The 15,686-nt window shown below is 63.6% G+C and carries 15 protein-coding genes; 8 read left to right on the top strand and 7 right to left on the bottom strand.

The features are described from left to right. Positions 1-6 precede the first annotated feature (6 nt). From IF809_RS02990 to rnd, 6 genes are all read left to right on the top strand, one after another. Complete coding sequence (locus IF809_RS02990; protein ID WP_462836775.1) at positions 7-1,479, top strand: protein adenylyltransferase SelO; 1,473 nt, start codon at positions 7-9, stop codon at positions 1,477-1,479. A 303-nt stretch (positions 1,480-1,782) separates the two neighbouring features. Next, complete coding sequence (locus tag IF809_RS02985) at positions 1,783-2,634, top strand: phosphodiesterase (RefSeq protein ID WP_128965873.1); 852 nt, start codon at positions 1,783-1,785, stop codon at positions 2,632-2,634. Between the two features lies 1 nt (position 2,635). Then, complete coding sequence (locus IF809_RS02980; protein WP_462836774.1) at positions 2,636-3,586, top strand: carbohydrate ABC transporter permease; 951 nt, start codon at positions 2,636-2,638, stop codon at positions 3,584-3,586. Beyond that, entirely contained in the window at positions 3,583-4,452 is an 870-nt protein-coding gene (locus IF809_RS02975) for a carbohydrate ABC transporter permease (protein WP_462836773.1), read from the top strand. The genes IF809_RS02980 and IF809_RS02975 overlap by 4 nt, the downstream gene beginning before the upstream one ends. Positions 4,453-4,462: 10 nt before the next feature. Next, positions 4,463-5,797, top strand: coding sequence for an ABC transporter substrate-binding protein (locus IF809_RS02970; RefSeq protein WP_462836772.1), 1,335 nt, complete (start codon positions 4,463-4,465; stop codon positions 5,795-5,797). Positions 5,798-6,209: 412 nt separating this feature from the next. Further along, positions 6,210-7,358, top strand: a complete 1,149-nt coding sequence (rnd, locus tag IF809_RS02965) for a ribonuclease D (RefSeq protein ID WP_462836771.1) — start codon at positions 6,210-6,212, stop codon at positions 7,356-7,358. A 93-nt stretch (positions 7,359-7,451) separates the two neighbouring features. Here the strand turns inward: rnd and IF809_RS02960 are convergent, their stop codons facing one another. The 4 genes from IF809_RS02960 to IF809_RS02945 all read right to left on the bottom strand — a co-directional run bounded on the left by IF809_RS02960 (position 7,452) and on the right by IF809_RS02945 (position 10,895). Next, positions 7,452-8,834, bottom strand: a complete 1,383-nt coding sequence (locus tag IF809_RS02960; RefSeq protein ID WP_462836770.1) for an aspartate aminotransferase family protein — start codon at positions 8,832-8,834, stop codon at positions 7,452-7,454. Positions 8,835-9,003: 169 nt separating this feature from the next. Then, positions 9,004-9,171 carry a hypothetical protein gene (locus IF809_RS02955; protein WP_164938635.1) on the bottom strand — a complete coding sequence of 56 codons (168 nt, stop codon included), beginning with the start codon at positions 9,169-9,171 and terminating at the stop codon, positions 9,004-9,006. A gap of 499 nt (positions 9,172-9,670) precedes the next feature. Beyond that, the gene (locus IF809_RS02950; RefSeq protein ID WP_128965867.1) at positions 9,671-10,291 is read right to left on the bottom strand and encodes a GNAT family N-acetyltransferase; all 621 of its coding nucleotides are present in this window, start codon (positions 10,289-10,291) and stop codon (positions 9,671-9,673) included. After that, positions 10,278-10,895 (bottom strand): hypothetical protein, encoded by a 618-nt coding sequence (locus tag IF809_RS02945; RefSeq protein ID WP_164938634.1) that lies wholly within the window; start codon positions 10,893-10,895, stop codon positions 10,278-10,280. The genes IF809_RS02950 and IF809_RS02945 overlap by 14 nt, the downstream gene beginning before the upstream one ends. 71 nt (positions 10,896-10,966) lie before the next feature. Here IF809_RS02945 and IF809_RS02940 point away from each other — a divergent pair, with 71 nt between their 5' ends. Beyond that, positions 10,967-12,007, top strand: a complete 1,041-nt coding sequence (locus IF809_RS02940) for a LysR family transcriptional regulator (protein WP_128965866.1) — start codon at positions 10,967-10,969, stop codon at positions 12,005-12,007. 18 nt (positions 12,008-12,025) lie between these two features. Here IF809_RS02940 and IF809_RS02935 read toward each other — a convergent pair whose 3' ends face one another. After that, positions 12,026-13,186: an autotransporter outer membrane beta-barrel domain-containing protein gene (locus IF809_RS02935; protein ID WP_462836769.1), complete on the bottom strand. Its 1,161-nt coding sequence runs from the start codon at positions 13,184-13,186 to the stop codon at positions 12,026-12,028. A 376-nt stretch (positions 13,187-13,562) separates the two neighbouring features. Here IF809_RS02935 and IF809_RS02930 point away from each other — a divergent pair, with 376 nt between their 5' ends. Beyond that, positions 13,563-13,769 (top strand): cold-shock protein, encoded by a 207-nt coding sequence (locus tag IF809_RS02930; RefSeq protein WP_008551638.1) that lies wholly within the window; start codon positions 13,563-13,565, stop codon positions 13,767-13,769. 90 nt (positions 13,770-13,859) lie between these two features. On the opposite strand, the gene purN is transcribed toward IF809_RS02930, so the two are convergent. Continuing rightward, positions 13,860-14,513, bottom strand: coding sequence for a phosphoribosylglycinamide formyltransferase (purN, locus tag IF809_RS02925; RefSeq protein ID WP_164938633.1), 654 nt, complete (start codon positions 14,511-14,513; stop codon positions 13,860-13,862). Beyond that, positions 14,513-15,586 (bottom strand): phosphoribosylformylglycinamidine cyclo-ligase, encoded by a 1,074-nt coding sequence (gene purM, locus IF809_RS02920; protein WP_453991301.1) that lies wholly within the window; start codon positions 15,584-15,586, stop codon positions 14,513-14,515. Before purM ends, purN begins: the two co-directional genes overlap by 1 nt. Positions 15,587-15,686: the final 100 nt, after the last annotated feature.

Raw genomic sequence — 15,686 nt, 5'->3', positions numbered from 1 at the left:
ACCTCCATGACCGTTCATTTCCCCTTCCAGAACTCGTATTCGGCCCTGCCGGACAGCTTCTTTGCCCGCGTCGCGCCGACCCCCGTGGCCGCGCCCCGGTTGATCAAGCTGAACCGGCCACTGGCGGCTCAGCTTGGGCTCGATCCTGACGTCCTGGAGACCCCTGAGGGCGCCGAAATCCTGGCCGGCAAGACGGTTCCATCAGGCGCCGATCCCATCGCCATGGCCTATGCCGGCCACCAATTCGGGCATTTCGTGCCCCAGCTCGGCGACGGCCGCGCCATCCTGCTCGGCGAGGTCATCGACATCAATGGCGTCCGCCGCGACATCCAGCTCAAGGGCTCGGGGCCCACCCCGTTCTCCCGCCGTGGCGACGGCCGCGCCGCGCTGGGGCCGGTCTTACGTGAATACATCGTCAGCGAAGCCATGTATGCGCTGGGCATTCCGACCACGCGCTCGCTCGCGGCCGTCATCACCGGCGAGCCCGTGATCCGTGAGACCGTCCTGCCCGGTGCGGTGCTGACGCGCGTCGCCTCGAGCCACATCCGGGTCGGTACCTTCCAGTTCTTTGCCGTCCGCCGCGACACCGACGCGATCCGCCAGCTCGCCGACCACGTCATCACCCGCCACTATCCGGATCTGCTTCACGCCGAGCGGCCCTATCACGCCCTGCTCGCCGCTGTGGTCGCGCGGCAGGCCGAGCTCATCGCGCGCTGGCTGCTGGTCGGCTTCATCCACGGCGTGATGAACACCGACAACTCGTCCATATCAGGCGAGACCATCGACTACGGCCCCTGCGCCTTCATGGACGCCTACAACCCCTCACAGGTGTTCTCGTCGATCGACGAGATGGGCCGCTACGCCTACGCCAACCAGCCGCGCATCGCGTTGTGGAATCTGACACGCCTCGCCGAATGCCTACTGCCGCTGTTCTCCGACGACCAGGAAAAGGCGGTCGCGGAAGCCCAGGACATTCTCAGCGCCTTCTCCGACACGTTCAGCGCCGCCTATCAGGCGGGCTTGCGGCAGAAGGTCGGCTTGTTCACCGAGCGCGACGGCGACGAGGCTCTGATCCAGGACCTGCTCGATGCCATGGCCAAGAACCAGGCCGACTTCACCCTCACCTTCCGCAAGCTTGGCGACGCCGCACTTGACGACAGCGCCGACGTGCGCGCGCAGTTCATGGAGCCCGCAGCGTTCGACGAATGGGCCGGACGCTGGCGCGCGCGCATTGCACTGGAGCCGCAGACTGCAGCCGAGCGGCAAGCCGCGATGCACGCCGTCAATCCGCTCTTCATCCCACGCAACCACCGCGTCGAGGCGGTGATCCAGGCCGCGGTGAACGACGACAATTATGCGCCGTTCGAAGAATTGGTGAAGGTGCTGGCCAAGCCCTATCAGGACCAGCCGGAGTACGCCGCCTACGCCGATCCGCCACTGCCGGATCAGCGGGTGTTGCAGACGTTCTGCGGGACGTGAGGTAAATGGGACTTCGTTGCAGGGCTGCCCTCGAACAGGCGTTCTGCGGATTTTCCGATATTGGCAATATGCCCTGTTTTGCCCGCCGTATCAACGGATGTCGAAACACGCGTAGAGCGTCGACCCGGCAACCGTGGGCTACTGTGCATGGGGTTGTTTTCGATTTCTTCTCTTGCCCGCGCCTCCTGTGGAATTCCGAGCGCAGGGAACCGCTGTCATCAAACTGAAACACACGCGCTCTAACGGGCTGGCAGGTCGTCTTGCCGGAGGCGTCCATCCTCCAACCGTCCGACAAAGCGCGCCATGCCATTCAAATTCATCCACCTCACCGACACGCATCTGGCGAATCCCGGCTTGACGCTCTACGGCCTCGATCCGCGCGCACGGCTGGATGCGGCGGTTGCCGACATCAACAAGCATCAGTCGGACGCCGCCTTCGCGGTCGTGACCGGCGATCTCACCCATTGGGGGGAGCCGGAATCCTACGCCAACTTCGCCGATGCGATGTCGGCCCTGAAGATTCCCTACATCGCCATGGTCGGCAATCACGACAAGCGCGTCGCCTGCCTCGATGGCCTGAAAGCCGCGCCCCGCGATCCCAACGGCTTCGTGCAAGGCACCCGCACCACCGAGCACGGCTTGTTCGTCTTCCTCGACACCCTCGACGAGACCAGCCACGCCGGCGAGATGTGCACGAGACGCTTCGACTGGCTGGCCAAGACGCTTGCCGCTGCGCCTGACGACCAGCAGTTCGTCGTGTTCATGCATCATCCGCCCTTCCCGGTCGGCGTGCATGCGATGGATGAGATCGCGCTGAGACAGAGCGCGGAGTTCGCCGAGGTGATCGCGCCCTATCGTTCGCGCATCCGCCATCTCTTCTTCGGCCATGTACACCGGCCGATCTTCGGCAGCTACGGCAAGATCCCGTTCTCGACGCTGCGCGGCACCAACCACCAGGTCTGGTTCGAGCTCGATCCCGCCGCCACTGATCATCTGGCGAGCCACGAGCCGCCGGCCTATGGTGTGGTGCTGATCGACGATCAGAACCTCGTCGTGCACAGCCACGACTTCCTCGACACCAGTCTCCGCTTCCCGTTCGACCCGCCCGAGGGAATGGACGGCCGCGACTATGCGCTCAGCTTCGCGGCGCGGTGAGATGAGCCTCGCCGAACCCGCGGCTCTCTCCGTCGCGGCCTCAGCGCCGCCGCGCCTTCACGTCGCGAGGAGATTCATCGCGCGCTTCAAAGCATCGCTGCCGGCCTACCTGCTGCTGCTGCCCTCGCTCGTTTTCCTCGCGCTGTTCACCTATGGCGCGATGGGACGCGTGCTGATCGATGCGCTGTATCAGCGCGCCACGCCGAAGGCGCCGCTGCGCTTCGTCGGCCTCGACAATATCAGCGCGGTGCTGGGCGACCCCGCCTTCACCGGCGCCGTCATCAACAACCTCATCTATGCTGTCGGCACAGCGATCCCGAGCATCAGCCTCGCGCTGCTGTTCGCGCTGGCACTGGCGCGCACCAACGCCGTCACCAGCGCGCTCCGCGCCGCGCTGTTCCTGCCGGTGCTGATCCCGATGGTGGCAGCCTCGGCGCTATTCCTGTTCATCTTCCTGCCCAATGTCGGCCTGCTCGATCATTACGTCGGCCGCCTGCTTCCGGTGCTGCCGAACTGGCTCGGCGACCCCGACATCGCGCTCTACGCGATCATGATTATCACGGTCTGGAAGAACGCCGGCTACTACATGCTGTTCTTCCTCGCGGGCCTGCAGGCGGTGCCGGAGGACGTCATGGAAGCCGCGCATCTCGACGGTGCCGGCCCATTCATGCGGCTGCGCTACATCATCCTGCCGGAGCTCAAGCCCACCTTCCTGTTCGTCATCGTGATCGCCACGCTCAATGCGGTAACGCAGGTCGACCACGTCTTCGTCCTGACCCAGGGCGGCCCATCCAATTCGACCAATCTCGTGTTGTTCTACATCTATCAGCAAGCGGTCGAGCATTTCGACGTCGGCAAGGCCTCTGCGGCAACGCTGCTGACGCTCGCTGCGCTGATGGCCCTCACCGCGCTCTCGTTCCGCACGATGGCCAATCGCGAGGGCGGCGCATGAAGCTGATCGATCGTCTCTACAAGGACGCCCCGCTCGCCACCCGCAACGAGATCACGCCGAAGCTGGGCTTCCTGCTCACAATCCTGCTCGCGTTCGCCTGGCTGATCCCGTTCCTGTGGATGGGCGTGGCAACGCTGCGTCCGGCCTCAGACGGCATCAACCTCATGGCGGAGTTGATGCCGAGCCTGAAGCCGACGCTCGACAATATCAGGGATGCCTGGGAGATCGGCGATTTTCCGCGCTATTTCCTCAATACCACGATCATCTGCACCGGCATCCTGCTGGTGCAGTTCGTCACGATCACGCTCGCGGGTTTCGCCTTTGCGCGGCTCGACTTCGCTGGCAAGACGCCGATCTTCTACCTGTTCCTGATGCAGCTCATGCTGGTGCCTGTGCTGCTGATCGTACCCAACCTGAGCCTGGTGGTGCAGCTCGGCCTCTACAACACGCTCGCCGGCGTGATGATGCCGTTCTTCGCCTCGGCCTTCGGCACCTTCCTGATGCGCCAAGCATTCGAGGCCATCCCGACCGAGCTCGAGGACGCCGCTCTGATCGATGGCGCCAGCCTGATCCAGCGCATCCGCCACATCTACGTGCCGCTGTCGCTGCCGAGCTTCTCGGCCTTTGCCATCATCTCGGTTACCAGCCACTGGAACGACTTCCTGTGGCCGCTGATGGTGATCAACTCGCCGGACAAGCGGCCGCTCACGGTCGGGCTTTCGGTCTTCACCAAGACCGCCGAAGGCACGCAGGACTGGGGCACGATCGCCGCCGGCACGCTGATGGTGATCGCACCGCTGCTCATTACCTTCCTGATCTTCCAGAAGCGTTTCATCAGCTCTTTCGTCACCTCAGGCATCAAATAGGAGATTTTCGATGCTGTTCTCCCGCAGGCTCATGCTCGGCCTCGCTATGGCAGGCGCTTTGGCAAGCGCCCTCACGTTCCCCGCGCTCGCCGGCGAAGGCCCAACCGAGATCGACCTGTTCTTCCCTGTCCCCGTCGACGGCAAGCTCGCCCGCGACATGGGCACCTTGATCAAGGAGTTCAACGACGGTCACCCCGATATCAAGGCTACCGCTGTTTACACCGGCTCGTACGACGACACGCTGATCAAGACGCGCGCCTCGATCAAGGCCGGCAAGCCGCCGGCTGCCGTGATCATGTCGGCGAACTTTCTGCTCGACATGCAGATCGAGAACGAACTCACCAATCTCGATGCCCTGATCAAGGCCGACGGGACCACCAAGGAGCAGTTCCTGGGCCAGTTCTTCCCGGCGCTGCAAGGCAACGCGGTGATCAACCGCTCGGTCTATGGCGTGCCCTTCCACAATTCGACGCCGCTGCTCTACATCAACGCCGACAAGGCCAAGGAAGCCGGCCTTGATGCGAACCAACCGCCGCAGACCTGGGCCGAGCTCACCGAATGGGCCAAGAAGCTCACCAAGCGCGAAGGCGACAAGGTGACCCAATGGGGCATCGCCATTCCCTGCGCCTACGACTATTGCGGCTGGATGATGGAAACGCTCACCATGAGCAATGGCGGGCGCTACTACAACGAGGAGTTCGGCGGCGAGGTCTACTACGACACACCGTCGATGTTAGGTGCGCTGACCTGGTGGAACGACCTCGTGAGCAAGTACAAGGTCCACCCGCCCGGCGCCACGCCTGGCCCCGCCGTCAGCACCTCCTTCATCTCGGGCAACGCCGCGATGATGATGCTGTCGACGGGCTCGCTCACTTACGTGCGCGAGAACGCCAAGTTCAACTACAAGGTCGCCTTCATTCCGCGCAACGTCCGCAACGCCGTGCCGATCGGCGGCGCCTCGCTGATCATTCCGGCCGGCGTCGAAGCCGACAAGCAGAAGGCCGCCTGGACACTGATCAAGTGGATGACCTCGCCCGAGAAGAGTGCCTGGTGGAGCCGCGCCACGGGCTATTTCGCGCCGAACATGGCCGCCTACAAGACGCCTGACATGGTCGACTTCCTCAACAAGAACCCGGACGCCAAGATCGCCGTCGAGCAGCTCGACGTCGCCAAGTCCTGGTTCGCGACCTACAAGACCGTGCCGGTGCGCAAGAACCTGGAGGACGAGGTCATGCTGGTCCTCAACGGCAAGAAGCAGCCGAAGGACGCCCTCGTCGCCGCTCAGAAGGCCGCCGATGAGACGCTCAAGCCGTACAATGCCGAAACGTCGCTGAAGCTGCCGTAAGGCGGGCCGCACCGGCAAACGAAGATCGGCGCTCCCTCCCGCGGGGCGCCTGATGCGTTTGAGCGGCTACTGCCGTTAACCCCCCGTCCACCATCCCGCCCGGCCCGCCGCCGGTAACCATTGCAATTAACAGACCGTCAACGCAGCCCCGACAAATCTACCGATGTTTCTGGAGATTTCCGCCGTGGATCTGCTGGTTTTCGAGTTCCTGGGATTGGCCCTCGTTGGCATGTGCCTGGTCGTGGTGGCGCTGCCCTGCGCCCGCAAATCCTCGCACCGGATCCGCTACGAATAGGAATTTTCGCCGCTTCCGGCGATTCTGGTCGCAATGCAAGGCTCGAATTCGCGCCAACCCCCTTGACATCACAGCACTTTCGGCAGAACGGCTGATACCAAGTGTCATGGGCCGTTCATGGATTTGATTACCACCACCGCTGACCTCACAGCTGCCTGCAGCCGGCTGGCCAAGCATCCCGTCATTACCGTCGATACCGAGTTCCTGCGCGAGACCACCTATTACCCGCTGTTGTGCGTGGTGCAGATGGCCAGCCCCGAGGAAGCTGTTGTCATCGACACCCTGGCCGAGGGCATCGACCTCAAGCCGTTCTTCGCGCTGATGGCCAACGAGAGCGTGCTGAAGGTCTTCCACGCCGCGCGCCAGGACATCGAGATCATCTGGCACCAGGCCAACATCATCCCGCATCCGGTGTTCGATACCCAGGTCGCCGCCATGGTGCTCGGCTATGGCGACAGCATTGCCTATGACGCCCTCGTCGAGAAGGTGACCGGCCACCGGCCGGACAAGACCCACCGCTTTACCGACTGGTCGCGCCGGCCGCTGACCAAGGAGCAGATGCATTACGCGGTCTCCGACGTGACGCATTTGCGCGACGTCTTCGCCGCGCTGGACGCTGACCTCAAGAAGCGCCGCCGCAGCGAATGGGTCTCCATCGAGATGGAGGTCCTGACCTCGCCCAAGACCTACGATTTCCACCCCGAGCGTGCCTGGGAGCGGCTGAAGACGCGGGTGCGCAAGCCGAAGGATCTCGCCGTCCTGATGGAGGTCGCCGCCTGGCGCGAGCAGGAGGCGCAGAGTCGCGACGTGCCGCGTGGGCGCGTGCTGCGCGACGAAGCCGTCACCGACATCGCCACCCATGCGCCGAACACGCTGGAGAAGCTCGCCCATCTGCGCTCGGTGCCGAAGGGTTTCGAGAAGTCCAAATGGGGCGCCGACATCGTCGCCGCAGTCGAGCGCGGCCTGGCGCGGGATTTCTCGACGCTGCCGAAGCTGGAGAAGCCGCGCAACAATTCCAACGGTGCCGCGACGGTCGAGCTGTTGAAGGTACTGCTCCGCATGACCGCCGAGCGTCACGCGGTGGCGAGCAAGGTGATCGCGACCGTCGACGATCTCGAAGAGATTGCAGCCAGCGATGATGCCGACGTGCCGGCCCTGCGCGGCTGGCGCCGCGAGTTGTTCGGCGAAGCCGCGCTGAAGCTCAAGCGTGGGGAGCTGGCGCTGGCGATCGAGAAGGGTCGCGTGGTCGGAGTTCAGCGGGCGTAGTTAACCGAACTGCCTCACCGACGTCGTCACGGCTTTCGCCAGGACGACGTCGGTAGAGATGGCCGGTCATCCAGCCACACTGACACGCTCGCCCTAGGCCTGCGGCAGCTTTGCCACCTCGGCCTTCATATCATCGAGCACGCCAGTGATTGCCGCCACCAGCTCGTCGATCTGCGCCTTGGTGACGATCAACGGCGGGCAGATGGCGATGGCGTCGAGCATATTGCGCAAGATCACGCCCCGCTCCTGGATCATGCGGCTCGCCATGCCGCCGACGGCGCCAGGGGCCGCGGCCGCGGTCTTGCGGTCCTTGTCGAGCACGAGCTCAAGCGCTGCGATCATGCCGACGCCGCGGACCTCGCCGACCAGCGGATGGCTGGTGAGTTCGCGCAAGCGGCCCTGCATGTAGCCGCCGAGCTCGGCGGCATGCGCTACCAGGCCCCGCTCCTCGATGATCTTGAGGTTTTCGAGCGCCACGGCCGAGCCGACCGGATGGCCGCCCGCGGTGAAGCCATGGCCGAGCACGCCGATCTTGTTGCTCTCGTCGGCGATCGGCTCGAACATGCGATCGTTCATGATGATCGCCGACAGCGGGAAATAGCTCGATGTGATCTGCTTGGAGACCACCATCGCGTCGGGCTTGATGCCATAGGTCTCGCAGCCGAACATCTTGCCGGTGCGACCGAAGCCGCAGATCACCTCGTCGGCGATCAGCAGGATGTCGTACTTCTTCAGGACCGCCTGGATCTTGTCCCAATAGGTCGCCGGCGGCACGACGACGCCGCCTGCTCCCATGACCGGCTCGCCGAAGAAGGCAGCGATCGTATCGGGTCCTTCCTTCTGGATCAGCGCATCGAGTTCCTCGGCCCGTCGCGTCGCGAACGCCTCCTCGCTCTCGCCGGGGGCGCCGTCCTTGTAGAAATGAGGCGAGCCCGTGTGCAGGATGTTCGGCAGCGGCAGGTCGAACGAGCGGTGGTTGTTGGGCAGGCCCGTGAGGCTCGCGGACGCAATGGTCACGCCGTGATAGGCGCGCATGCGGCTGATGATCTTCTTGCGCTGGGGCTGGCCGAGCGAATTGGAACGATAGGCGATCAGCTTGAGAACGGTGTCGTTCGCCTCCGAGCCCGAATTGGTGAAGAACACCTTGCTCATGGGCACCGGCGCGAGCGCCACCAGCTTTTCGGCGAGATCGATGGAAGGCCCGTGCGATTTGGCCGAGAAGGTGTGATAGAACGGCAGCGCCTGCATCTGCTTGTAGGCCGCCTCGACCAGCCGCTTCTCGTTGAAGCCGAGCCCGACGCTCCACAGGCCCGCCATCGCCTCGAAATAACGCTTGCCCGCCGCGTCGAACACGTAAGGCCCATCGCCGCGCTCGATCACCAGGGGACCCGCCTGCTGATGGGCGCGCGCATTGGTGTAGGCATGGAGCTGGTAGGCCACATCACGGGCTTCTTGCGAATTGGGCAGCATGGACATGTGCGGGGATCCCTTTAGTCGTGACGTCGTCGGCGCGGCCGACGTCGCACGCGATTGTCGAGTTACTCGGCTGGTTACTTGGCTATTGCGACGAGGCAGAACTTGCAACGTCAATTCATCGGCAACAAGCGCTCAGCAGCATTGCACAAAGCCGCACGCGGGGCAGCGCTCAGGCCGCGCTATCGTCGCTCCCGTCGTGATCGGCAGCGGCTTCCTTCACGTCAACCAGCGCCATCGACAGCAGATAGACGGTCGTGGGCAGACCGACCCGGCGCGCCGTCTCGACGGCCCGTGACAGATCGCTCGCCAGCTCCTTGAGGTCGTTCTTCCGCGACAATGTCCCACCCCTGCATCCGCCGATCACGTCCGCCTGGACCGCAACGGCGCCGGCTGGTTCTGATCAGTTTCGGCGCTGGCTTGGAGTGTAGCAAAGTTGGTGGTGACATCCACCACCAACTGTTTGCGGACGGCTGCCGCGCCCGGCTCGAGGCAAGCCGCGGCATCGCGGTTTCTGTACGTATCGTCCGCGAAACACGAGAGGTCGCAGGCCGACGACAACGGGTGCTCGAACGTCATTCGCCGCGCCCTCGCCTTCCGTACATCTGTCAGCGTGGGTGACAGATCGCGCCATGCCGCCCTTGCGATGGTTTCAATGCATCGCTGGCGATCGATTGCTGCGCCACAGCAACAACAGCTCCGAAGAGCGCATGGTGGCGGCGACGCCAACGAGTATGACGTGGCGACGCCCAGGGATCAGATAGTCTAGTCGAATGTTCGCGCAGGACCCGCGGATGGTCGCGGCAGAGCGCATTGTCTTGCGCAGAGCTGCACCCATTTCAACGGCCGGCGAGCGCGAGGTCCCGCAATGGCGAGGTCACCGCTCGCCCCGCCGAGGCATCGAGCACGCCCGGCCGGTCCCAGTCGCCCTCCGGGCGGATGATCACATAGGGATCGCTGTCCAGCGTGATGGCGTCCGGACCCGGCTCGATCTCCAGCAGCATCTCCGTGTAAGAGAAATCCGAGAACGTGATCTTTCTGTTGTGGCCGAGCGGTTTGGCGCCGAAATGAGCCCAGAAATCCACCAGCCGGTCCTGAGCCTGACCGTAGATCTTGCGGAACCCCTTGCGCTTTACGAAGTCGATGCTCGCCTGCACCAGCTTGAACGAAAGGCGCGAGCGCCGATATTGGTGACGCACCGCGAGCCGCTCGACCTTGGCGAAATCGCCGAAGAAACGCACGCGCAGGCAGCCCGCGGGCTCGTTGCCGACATAGCCGATGAAATGTGCGGCCACCATGTCGTTGCCGTCGAACTCCTCGTCAAACGGACAATCCTGCTCGGCGAGATAGACCGCGGAGCGAATGGCGGTGACCAGCATGAGGTCGCTTGGATTGCGCGCTAGGCGGACGGTGATGGCGCGGGAGTCGGGCTTGGCGAGAGGAATCCTAGTGCCGTGCATCTGCAAAACTCCTTGATTGAACGAAAGCACCCGGCATGCGCATCGGGCGACGGTGCCACGGGCGCTCGTAACACCAGAGGTCGGGCTGGAAGCTCGCTATGGGCTTGAATCCGGTCGCCCCCATGATCTCGCGTCCGGCCACGGTTGACGGCTGGGCATAGCAATCCGCGCCGCGAAACCTTAACTGCCGCAGATGAGCAGCAGCCTTGCCAAGCCCCCCGATACCGCGGCCGGTCGCCGCGATCGCCCAGATGTAGATGGCTGCGACGTCGTCATTCGCGGAAGCGAGATAGCGCGTCTCCGGCGCAGTCAGACAGATTTCGTCGAGCAGCAATGCATCATGCCCATGATCGTTGAGAAACAGGAAGGCCATGCCGCCGAGCAAACTGCCTTTTCGGGTGAAGGTCAGGATGCTCTGGGGATCAAAGGCGAAATATTTCGCAAGCTCCACTGCCCCGATCTCTACGCCAGGAACCAGCCGGTGCGCCATCTCCGACAGCGCTGCGATTTCGGAAAGCTGCGCGCAACGGACGTCGATCTCGGGGGTCAACGGCAAGGCGTCGAAATCATGCCTCGGGGCAAGCGAGCCCCTTTCCATACCCATGTCGTCCCTCTATCGTTCCAGGGTTTTGTACGCCGCTATGGGGAAAAGCTAAGCGGCTGGAGATCAGGAGTATGCAGCAAGTATTGCACCGGGGTGCTGCAATGATGCAGCACCATGAAGAACCGCTAAATGCGTCGTGGGATGATTTGAAGCTGTTTTTAGCCTGCGCCAAATTTAAAAGTTTCCGAAATGCCGCCGAAGAGCTCGGGCTCACTTCCACGACGTTGATGCGCAGGATCGACCGGCTCGAAGAGAGCATCGACTGCAAGCTTTTCCTGCGAGACCAGAGCGGCCTCACGCTCAGCGACGAAGGCGCCGCTATGATCGCGGACGTCGCGCATATGGAGCGTCACGCCTTCAACGTCTTCCGTCGCGCCTCGCGCACGTCCAACGACTTGTCGGGCACCGTGCGCGTCGCGGTGACGGAGGGTCCGGGCAATTTCTGGATCCTGCCGCGGCTGATCGACTTCCAGAAGAGCTATCGCAAGATCACCGTCGATCTGCGTTGTGCGATGGAGCAGGCGGACGTCGCGCGGCTGGAGTCGGACATCGCGATCCAGCTCGAGCCGCCGACCAATCCCGACCTCATCGTGGCCAAGCTAGGCCGGCTGCACATTTATCCGTTCGTCTCGAACGACTATGCGAACCTCTACGGCCTGCCGGCAACGCTCGCCGAATTGCCGAGCCATCGCATCATCCAGCAGAGCGCGCCGCAGGTCGACGGCGGCGCCTATGCCCGCGTGCTCGGGTTGAAATCGCTAGAAGGCATCGTCGGAATCAAGACCAACTCCTCGGTCGGCGTGCTCTATGCGGTCGAGCGCGGCGCCGGCATCGGCTTCCTGCCGACGGTGGCGATCGCGCTGGGGGCACCGCTCGTCGCCGTCGATCTCGGCGTCAGCCATCACGTCGACCTCTGGCTCACTTATCACAAAGAGTTCCGCGCCTCCGAGCGGCACAAGATCGTCGTCGACTGGCTGAAAAAGATATTCGATCCCAAAATCTATCCCTGCTTCCGAGACGAGTTCATCCATCCGGACGCGCTGGTGCCGATGATGACGTCGGTCCGCGAAGCCTTTGGATTGACCGGCTACGTCGCGGTGACACCGGCTTAAGCGCCAGGGCACCCCACGTCACCACCGATATTCGAAGCCGACCGTGCCCTGGTGCGACACCAGCTCATTGCGGAATTTGCCGTCGTAATTGACGTACAACCGCGCGGTGTTGGTCAGGCTGAGCGAGGCAGCGGCACCGGCGTCCATGCCGTATCGGCTCTCGCCGATGCCGGGAACGATGATGTTCTGGCTCCCCAAGCTGACCTGTACCGATCCCAGGTCCTGATGGAAATTATCGACGAACTTGCCGTAAGCTGAGAGGTCCAGGACCTTCCTGTCGAAGATGAAGTAGCGCCCGATCTCGGCGCCGACCATGACGCGCGCACGCGAGATTGCGCTCGAGCCGACGTTGAGCGGGTCAAGTCCGCCCGTCTCCTGGAACGCCGCGCCGGTCGCCCGCACATATTCAAGCGCGCCCTTGGGCACGATGCGCCTCTGGTCCCTGGTCCAGTAATAGCTGATCTCGGTCAGCGCGCCATCGACAGCAGCGCGATAGCCCGCGGTTGCGAGACCAAAGCCGGTGTCGCGGCTAGAATGAACCTTGCCGAAGCCGTGCACCACTGCGAAGGCCCAGGTCCACGGGCCCTTGTCGACGGAGCCGTTGAAGCCGACCTGCGTCAGGTCGAGCGTCGCCGACTGGAGCGCGAGCGGCACGTCGATGTCGGTATGGCTTTGGTCAACGGAAAAGCCGAGGTTGACGCCGGGCGCGATCCGCGCGCCGAAGCCGGCGACACCGCCGACGGTCTTGCGCTTGTCGCCGACGAAATCCCCTTGGGCATCGGTCCGGACTGACATCCCATAACCCTCGAACCAGGTGCGGTAGCGCGGATCCTCCGCGCTCTCCGACGCACCCCCGCCGCCGGGATTGGTGCGTGACACCCGGTTGACGCCGCCCGACGCCTGGCTACCGAGCCGCTCCAGGAAGTTCGAGCCGAAATTGAGCGTGCTGCTGCCGGCCGACTGGTTGTAATTGGTCGATGTCGCGCTTGGAGTCGGGATCGGCGATGGCGTGGGCGTCGGCGTCGGAGATGCAGCAGGCGTCGGGGTCTGAGCGAAGCCTGACGTCACCGGCAGCATCACGACAACCGAAAGGGCGACGGCAACTGCCCGCACGATCCGACGGACACGGCCCAATCCGATCGTCTGCCGTATCCTGTTGGGCTGCCGAATGCGGCACATGACGAGGAATCCCAGAAGCAAAATGGCGGCCGCAAAAATACAACACGAACGGCGAGCAGGTGCGGCGATTTGTGCTGAACTGCCATGAGGGGTCAACAGCTTGGCAGGCTATCGCCGGGGTGATTGCCCCTGATTGTGGTTCCTCGGCCACAGGTCGCAAATTGCTGCGGGAGATCTTCCGCGTGACCTTGAAATTCGCGCGCGACTTGCTAGCGCGCGGTTTTCGTGTTGGAATACCGCACACAATCGGAATTGGCCGCTCGGCTGTGCGTTTCGCGACAGACTCAAGACTCGAACAGACTTCCGGAAGCCCGTTTGTGACGTGGCACGCGAAAAGCGGCCGCGTCTTTTTAGTATCTAGCGGAGGAGACTAACGATGCCACAAAAGGGCACCGTCAAATGGTTCAACCCCACCAAGGGTTACGGGTTCATCAAGCCCAACGGCGGCGATAAGGACGTGTTCGTCCACATCTCCGCGGTCGAGCGCGCTGGCCTCTCGACCCTGAACGAGAACCAGGTGGTTGAATATGACCTCGTGGAGAACCGCGGCAAATCGTCCGCGGAGAACCTCAAGGTCTCCTGATTTCTCTCGAAGCTCAGCGCGAGAGATCATGACGTTGCCCCCGGCTCTGCCGGGGGATTTTATTTGGGGTGACGAAACGCAGGACGCGATTCAGTTCGCCACCGGCGCAATCAGAAAATTCTCGGACGCCGCGCTTCCCGCCGTCTTGCAGACGTCTCCCTCGATCGTGACCTTGCCGGTCGCGAGCAGGCTCAGTGCCGCGGGGTAGATGCGGTGCTCCACTTCGAGGATGCGCTCCGATAGCGTCTCCGCCGTGTCGTGGTCGCTGACGGGCACGGCGCCCTGCATCACGATCGGGCCCGCATCGGTCTCGGGAATCACGAAGTGCACCGTCGCGCCGGACAGTTTGACGCCGGCGCGCAGGGCCTGCCCATGCGGGTCGAGGCCCGGGAACGACGGCAGCAGCGACGGATGGATGTTGAGCATCCGTCCGTACCAGGCCTTGGTGAATTCGGCGGTGAACAGGCGCATGAAGCCGCCGAGGCAAATCAGCTCGATGCCGTGCTGGTCCAGAGCTGCCTGCAACACTTTCTCGAAACCAGCGCGGTCCTTGCCGAACGGCTTGCTCTCGATCACCAGCGTCGTCACGCCGGCCGCCTTGGCCCGTTCGAGCCCGAGCGCGTCGGCCTTGTTCGAGATCACCAGCGAGATCTCTGCCGGAAAATCCGGCGCGCTTGCGGCCTTGATCAGTGCGGCCATGTTGGAACCGCGACCGGAGATCAGAATGGCGACGCGGCGCTTCATCACAGCGCCAGATCGAGATGGCCGTTATAGACCACGCGGTGCTCGCCCTCGGCCGGGATCACGGTGCCGAGCTGTGCCACGGTTTCGCCGGCATCGGTGAAGACCTGCGTGACCTGGTCGACCTTGTCAGGCTCGACGATGGCGATCATGCCGATGCCGCAGTTGAAGGTGCGGAGCATTTCGAGCTCGGCGATGCCGGCTTGCTCGGACAGCCATTTGAACACGGGCAGCACCGGTAGGCGCGCAAGGTCGATACCGACACCGAGATTGCCTGGCAACACGCGCGGGATGTTGTCGGTGAAGCCGCCGCCGGTGATATGGGCAAGCCCCTTCAACGCGCCGGTCTCGCGGATCGCTCGCAGGCAGGATTTGACGTAGAGGCGGGTCGGCGTCAGCAGCGCGCCGCCAAGGGTCATGACCGGTGCAAATGGCGCCTGTGCCTCGAAGCCAAGGCCGGACTGTTCCACAATCTTGCGCACCAGCGAGAAGCCGTTGGAGTGCACGCCCGACGAAGCAAGGCCGATCACGGCATCGCCGACGGCGATATCCTTGCGCGGCAACAGCGTGCCGCGCTCGGCGGCGCCAACAGCAAAACCGCCGAGATCATAGTCGCCGTCCTTGTAGAGGCCGGGCATCTCGGCGGTCTCGCCCCCGATCAGGGCGCAGCCGGATTCGCGGCAGCCCTCGGCAACACCGGCGACGATCGCGGCCGTGGCCTCGGGGTCGAGCTTGCCGCAGGCAAAATAGTCCAGGAAGAACAGCGGCTCGGCGCCCTGGACCACGAGGTCATTGACGCTCATGGCGACGAGGTCGATGCCGATCCCGCCATGCAGGCCGGTCTCGATTGCGATCTTGACCTTGGTGCCGACGCCGTCGGTAGCCGCGACCAGGACGGGATCCCTAAAACCGGCCGCCTTGAGGTCGAACAGGCCGCCGAATCCGCCGATCTCTGCATCTGCGCCGGGCCGGGCGGTGGCGCGCACCATCGGCTTGATCAGGTCGACCAAGCGGTTGCCCGCGTCGATATCGACGCCTGAATCGGCGTAAGTGAGGCCGTTTTTGCGGTCGGTCATGCCCGATTTCCAGTGGGTTTGCGGCTGGTTACGTCGAATTCCGGGGACGCGCAATGGCAAGCGTGGCGCCCCGCCCTATACTATGTAGAGATATCAACCG

Source organism: Bradyrhizobium sp. UFLA06-24, assembly GCF_054967145.1.
The sequence above is the reverse complement of the archived record's forward strand: the minus strand, read 5'-3'. Positions and strand labels throughout refer to the sequence as shown.

Excerpts from the sequence above, each read along its gene's own strand:
- IF809_RS02990 (WP_462836775.1), top strand. The coding sequence starts at position 7 with ATGACCGTTCATTTCCCCTTCCAGAACTCGTATTCGGCCCTGCCGGAC.
- IF809_RS02985 (WP_128965873.1), top strand. The coding sequence starts at position 1,783 with ATGCCATTCAAATTCATCCACCTCACCGACACGCATCTGGCGAATCCC.
- IF809_RS02980 (WP_462836774.1), top strand. The coding sequence starts at position 2,636 with ATGAGCCTCGCCGAACCCGCGGCTCTCTCCGTCGCGGCCTCAGCGCCG.
- IF809_RS02975 (WP_462836773.1), top strand. The coding sequence starts at position 3,583 with ATGAAGCTGATCGATCGTCTCTACAAGGACGCCCCGCTCGCCACCCGC.
- IF809_RS02970 (WP_462836772.1), top strand. The coding sequence starts at position 4,463 with ATGCTGTTCTCCCGCAGGCTCATGCTCGGCCTCGCTATGGCAGGCGCT.
- rnd (WP_462836771.1), top strand. The coding sequence starts at position 6,210 with ATGGATTTGATTACCACCACCGCTGACCTCACAGCTGCCTGCAGCCGG.
- IF809_RS02960 (WP_462836770.1), bottom strand. The coding sequence starts at position 8,834 with ATGTCCATGCTGCCCAATTCGCAAGAAGCCCGTGATGTGGCCTACCAG.
- IF809_RS02950 (WP_128965867.1), bottom strand. The coding sequence starts at position 10,291 with ATGCACGGCACTAGGATTCCTCTCGCCAAGCCCGACTCCCGCGCCATC.
- IF809_RS02945 (WP_164938634.1), bottom strand. The coding sequence starts at position 10,895 with ATGGGTATGGAAAGGGGCTCGCTTGCCCCGAGGCATGATTTCGACGCC.
- IF809_RS02940 (WP_128965866.1), top strand. The coding sequence starts at position 10,967 with ATGCAGCAAGTATTGCACCGGGGTGCTGCAATGATGCAGCACCATGAA.
- IF809_RS02935 (WP_462836769.1), bottom strand. The coding sequence starts at position 13,186 with ATGTGCCGCATTCGGCAGCCCAACAGGATACGGCAGACGATCGGATTG.
- IF809_RS02930 (WP_008551638.1), top strand. The coding sequence starts at position 13,563 with ATGCCACAAAAGGGCACCGTCAAATGGTTCAACCCCACCAAGGGTTAC.
- purN (WP_164938633.1), bottom strand. The coding sequence starts at position 14,513 with ATGAAGCGCCGCGTCGCCATTCTGATCTCCGGTCGCGGTTCCAACATG.
- purM (WP_453991301.1), bottom strand. The coding sequence starts at position 15,586 with ATGACCGACCGCAAAAACGGCCTCACTTACGCCGATTCAGGCGTCGAT.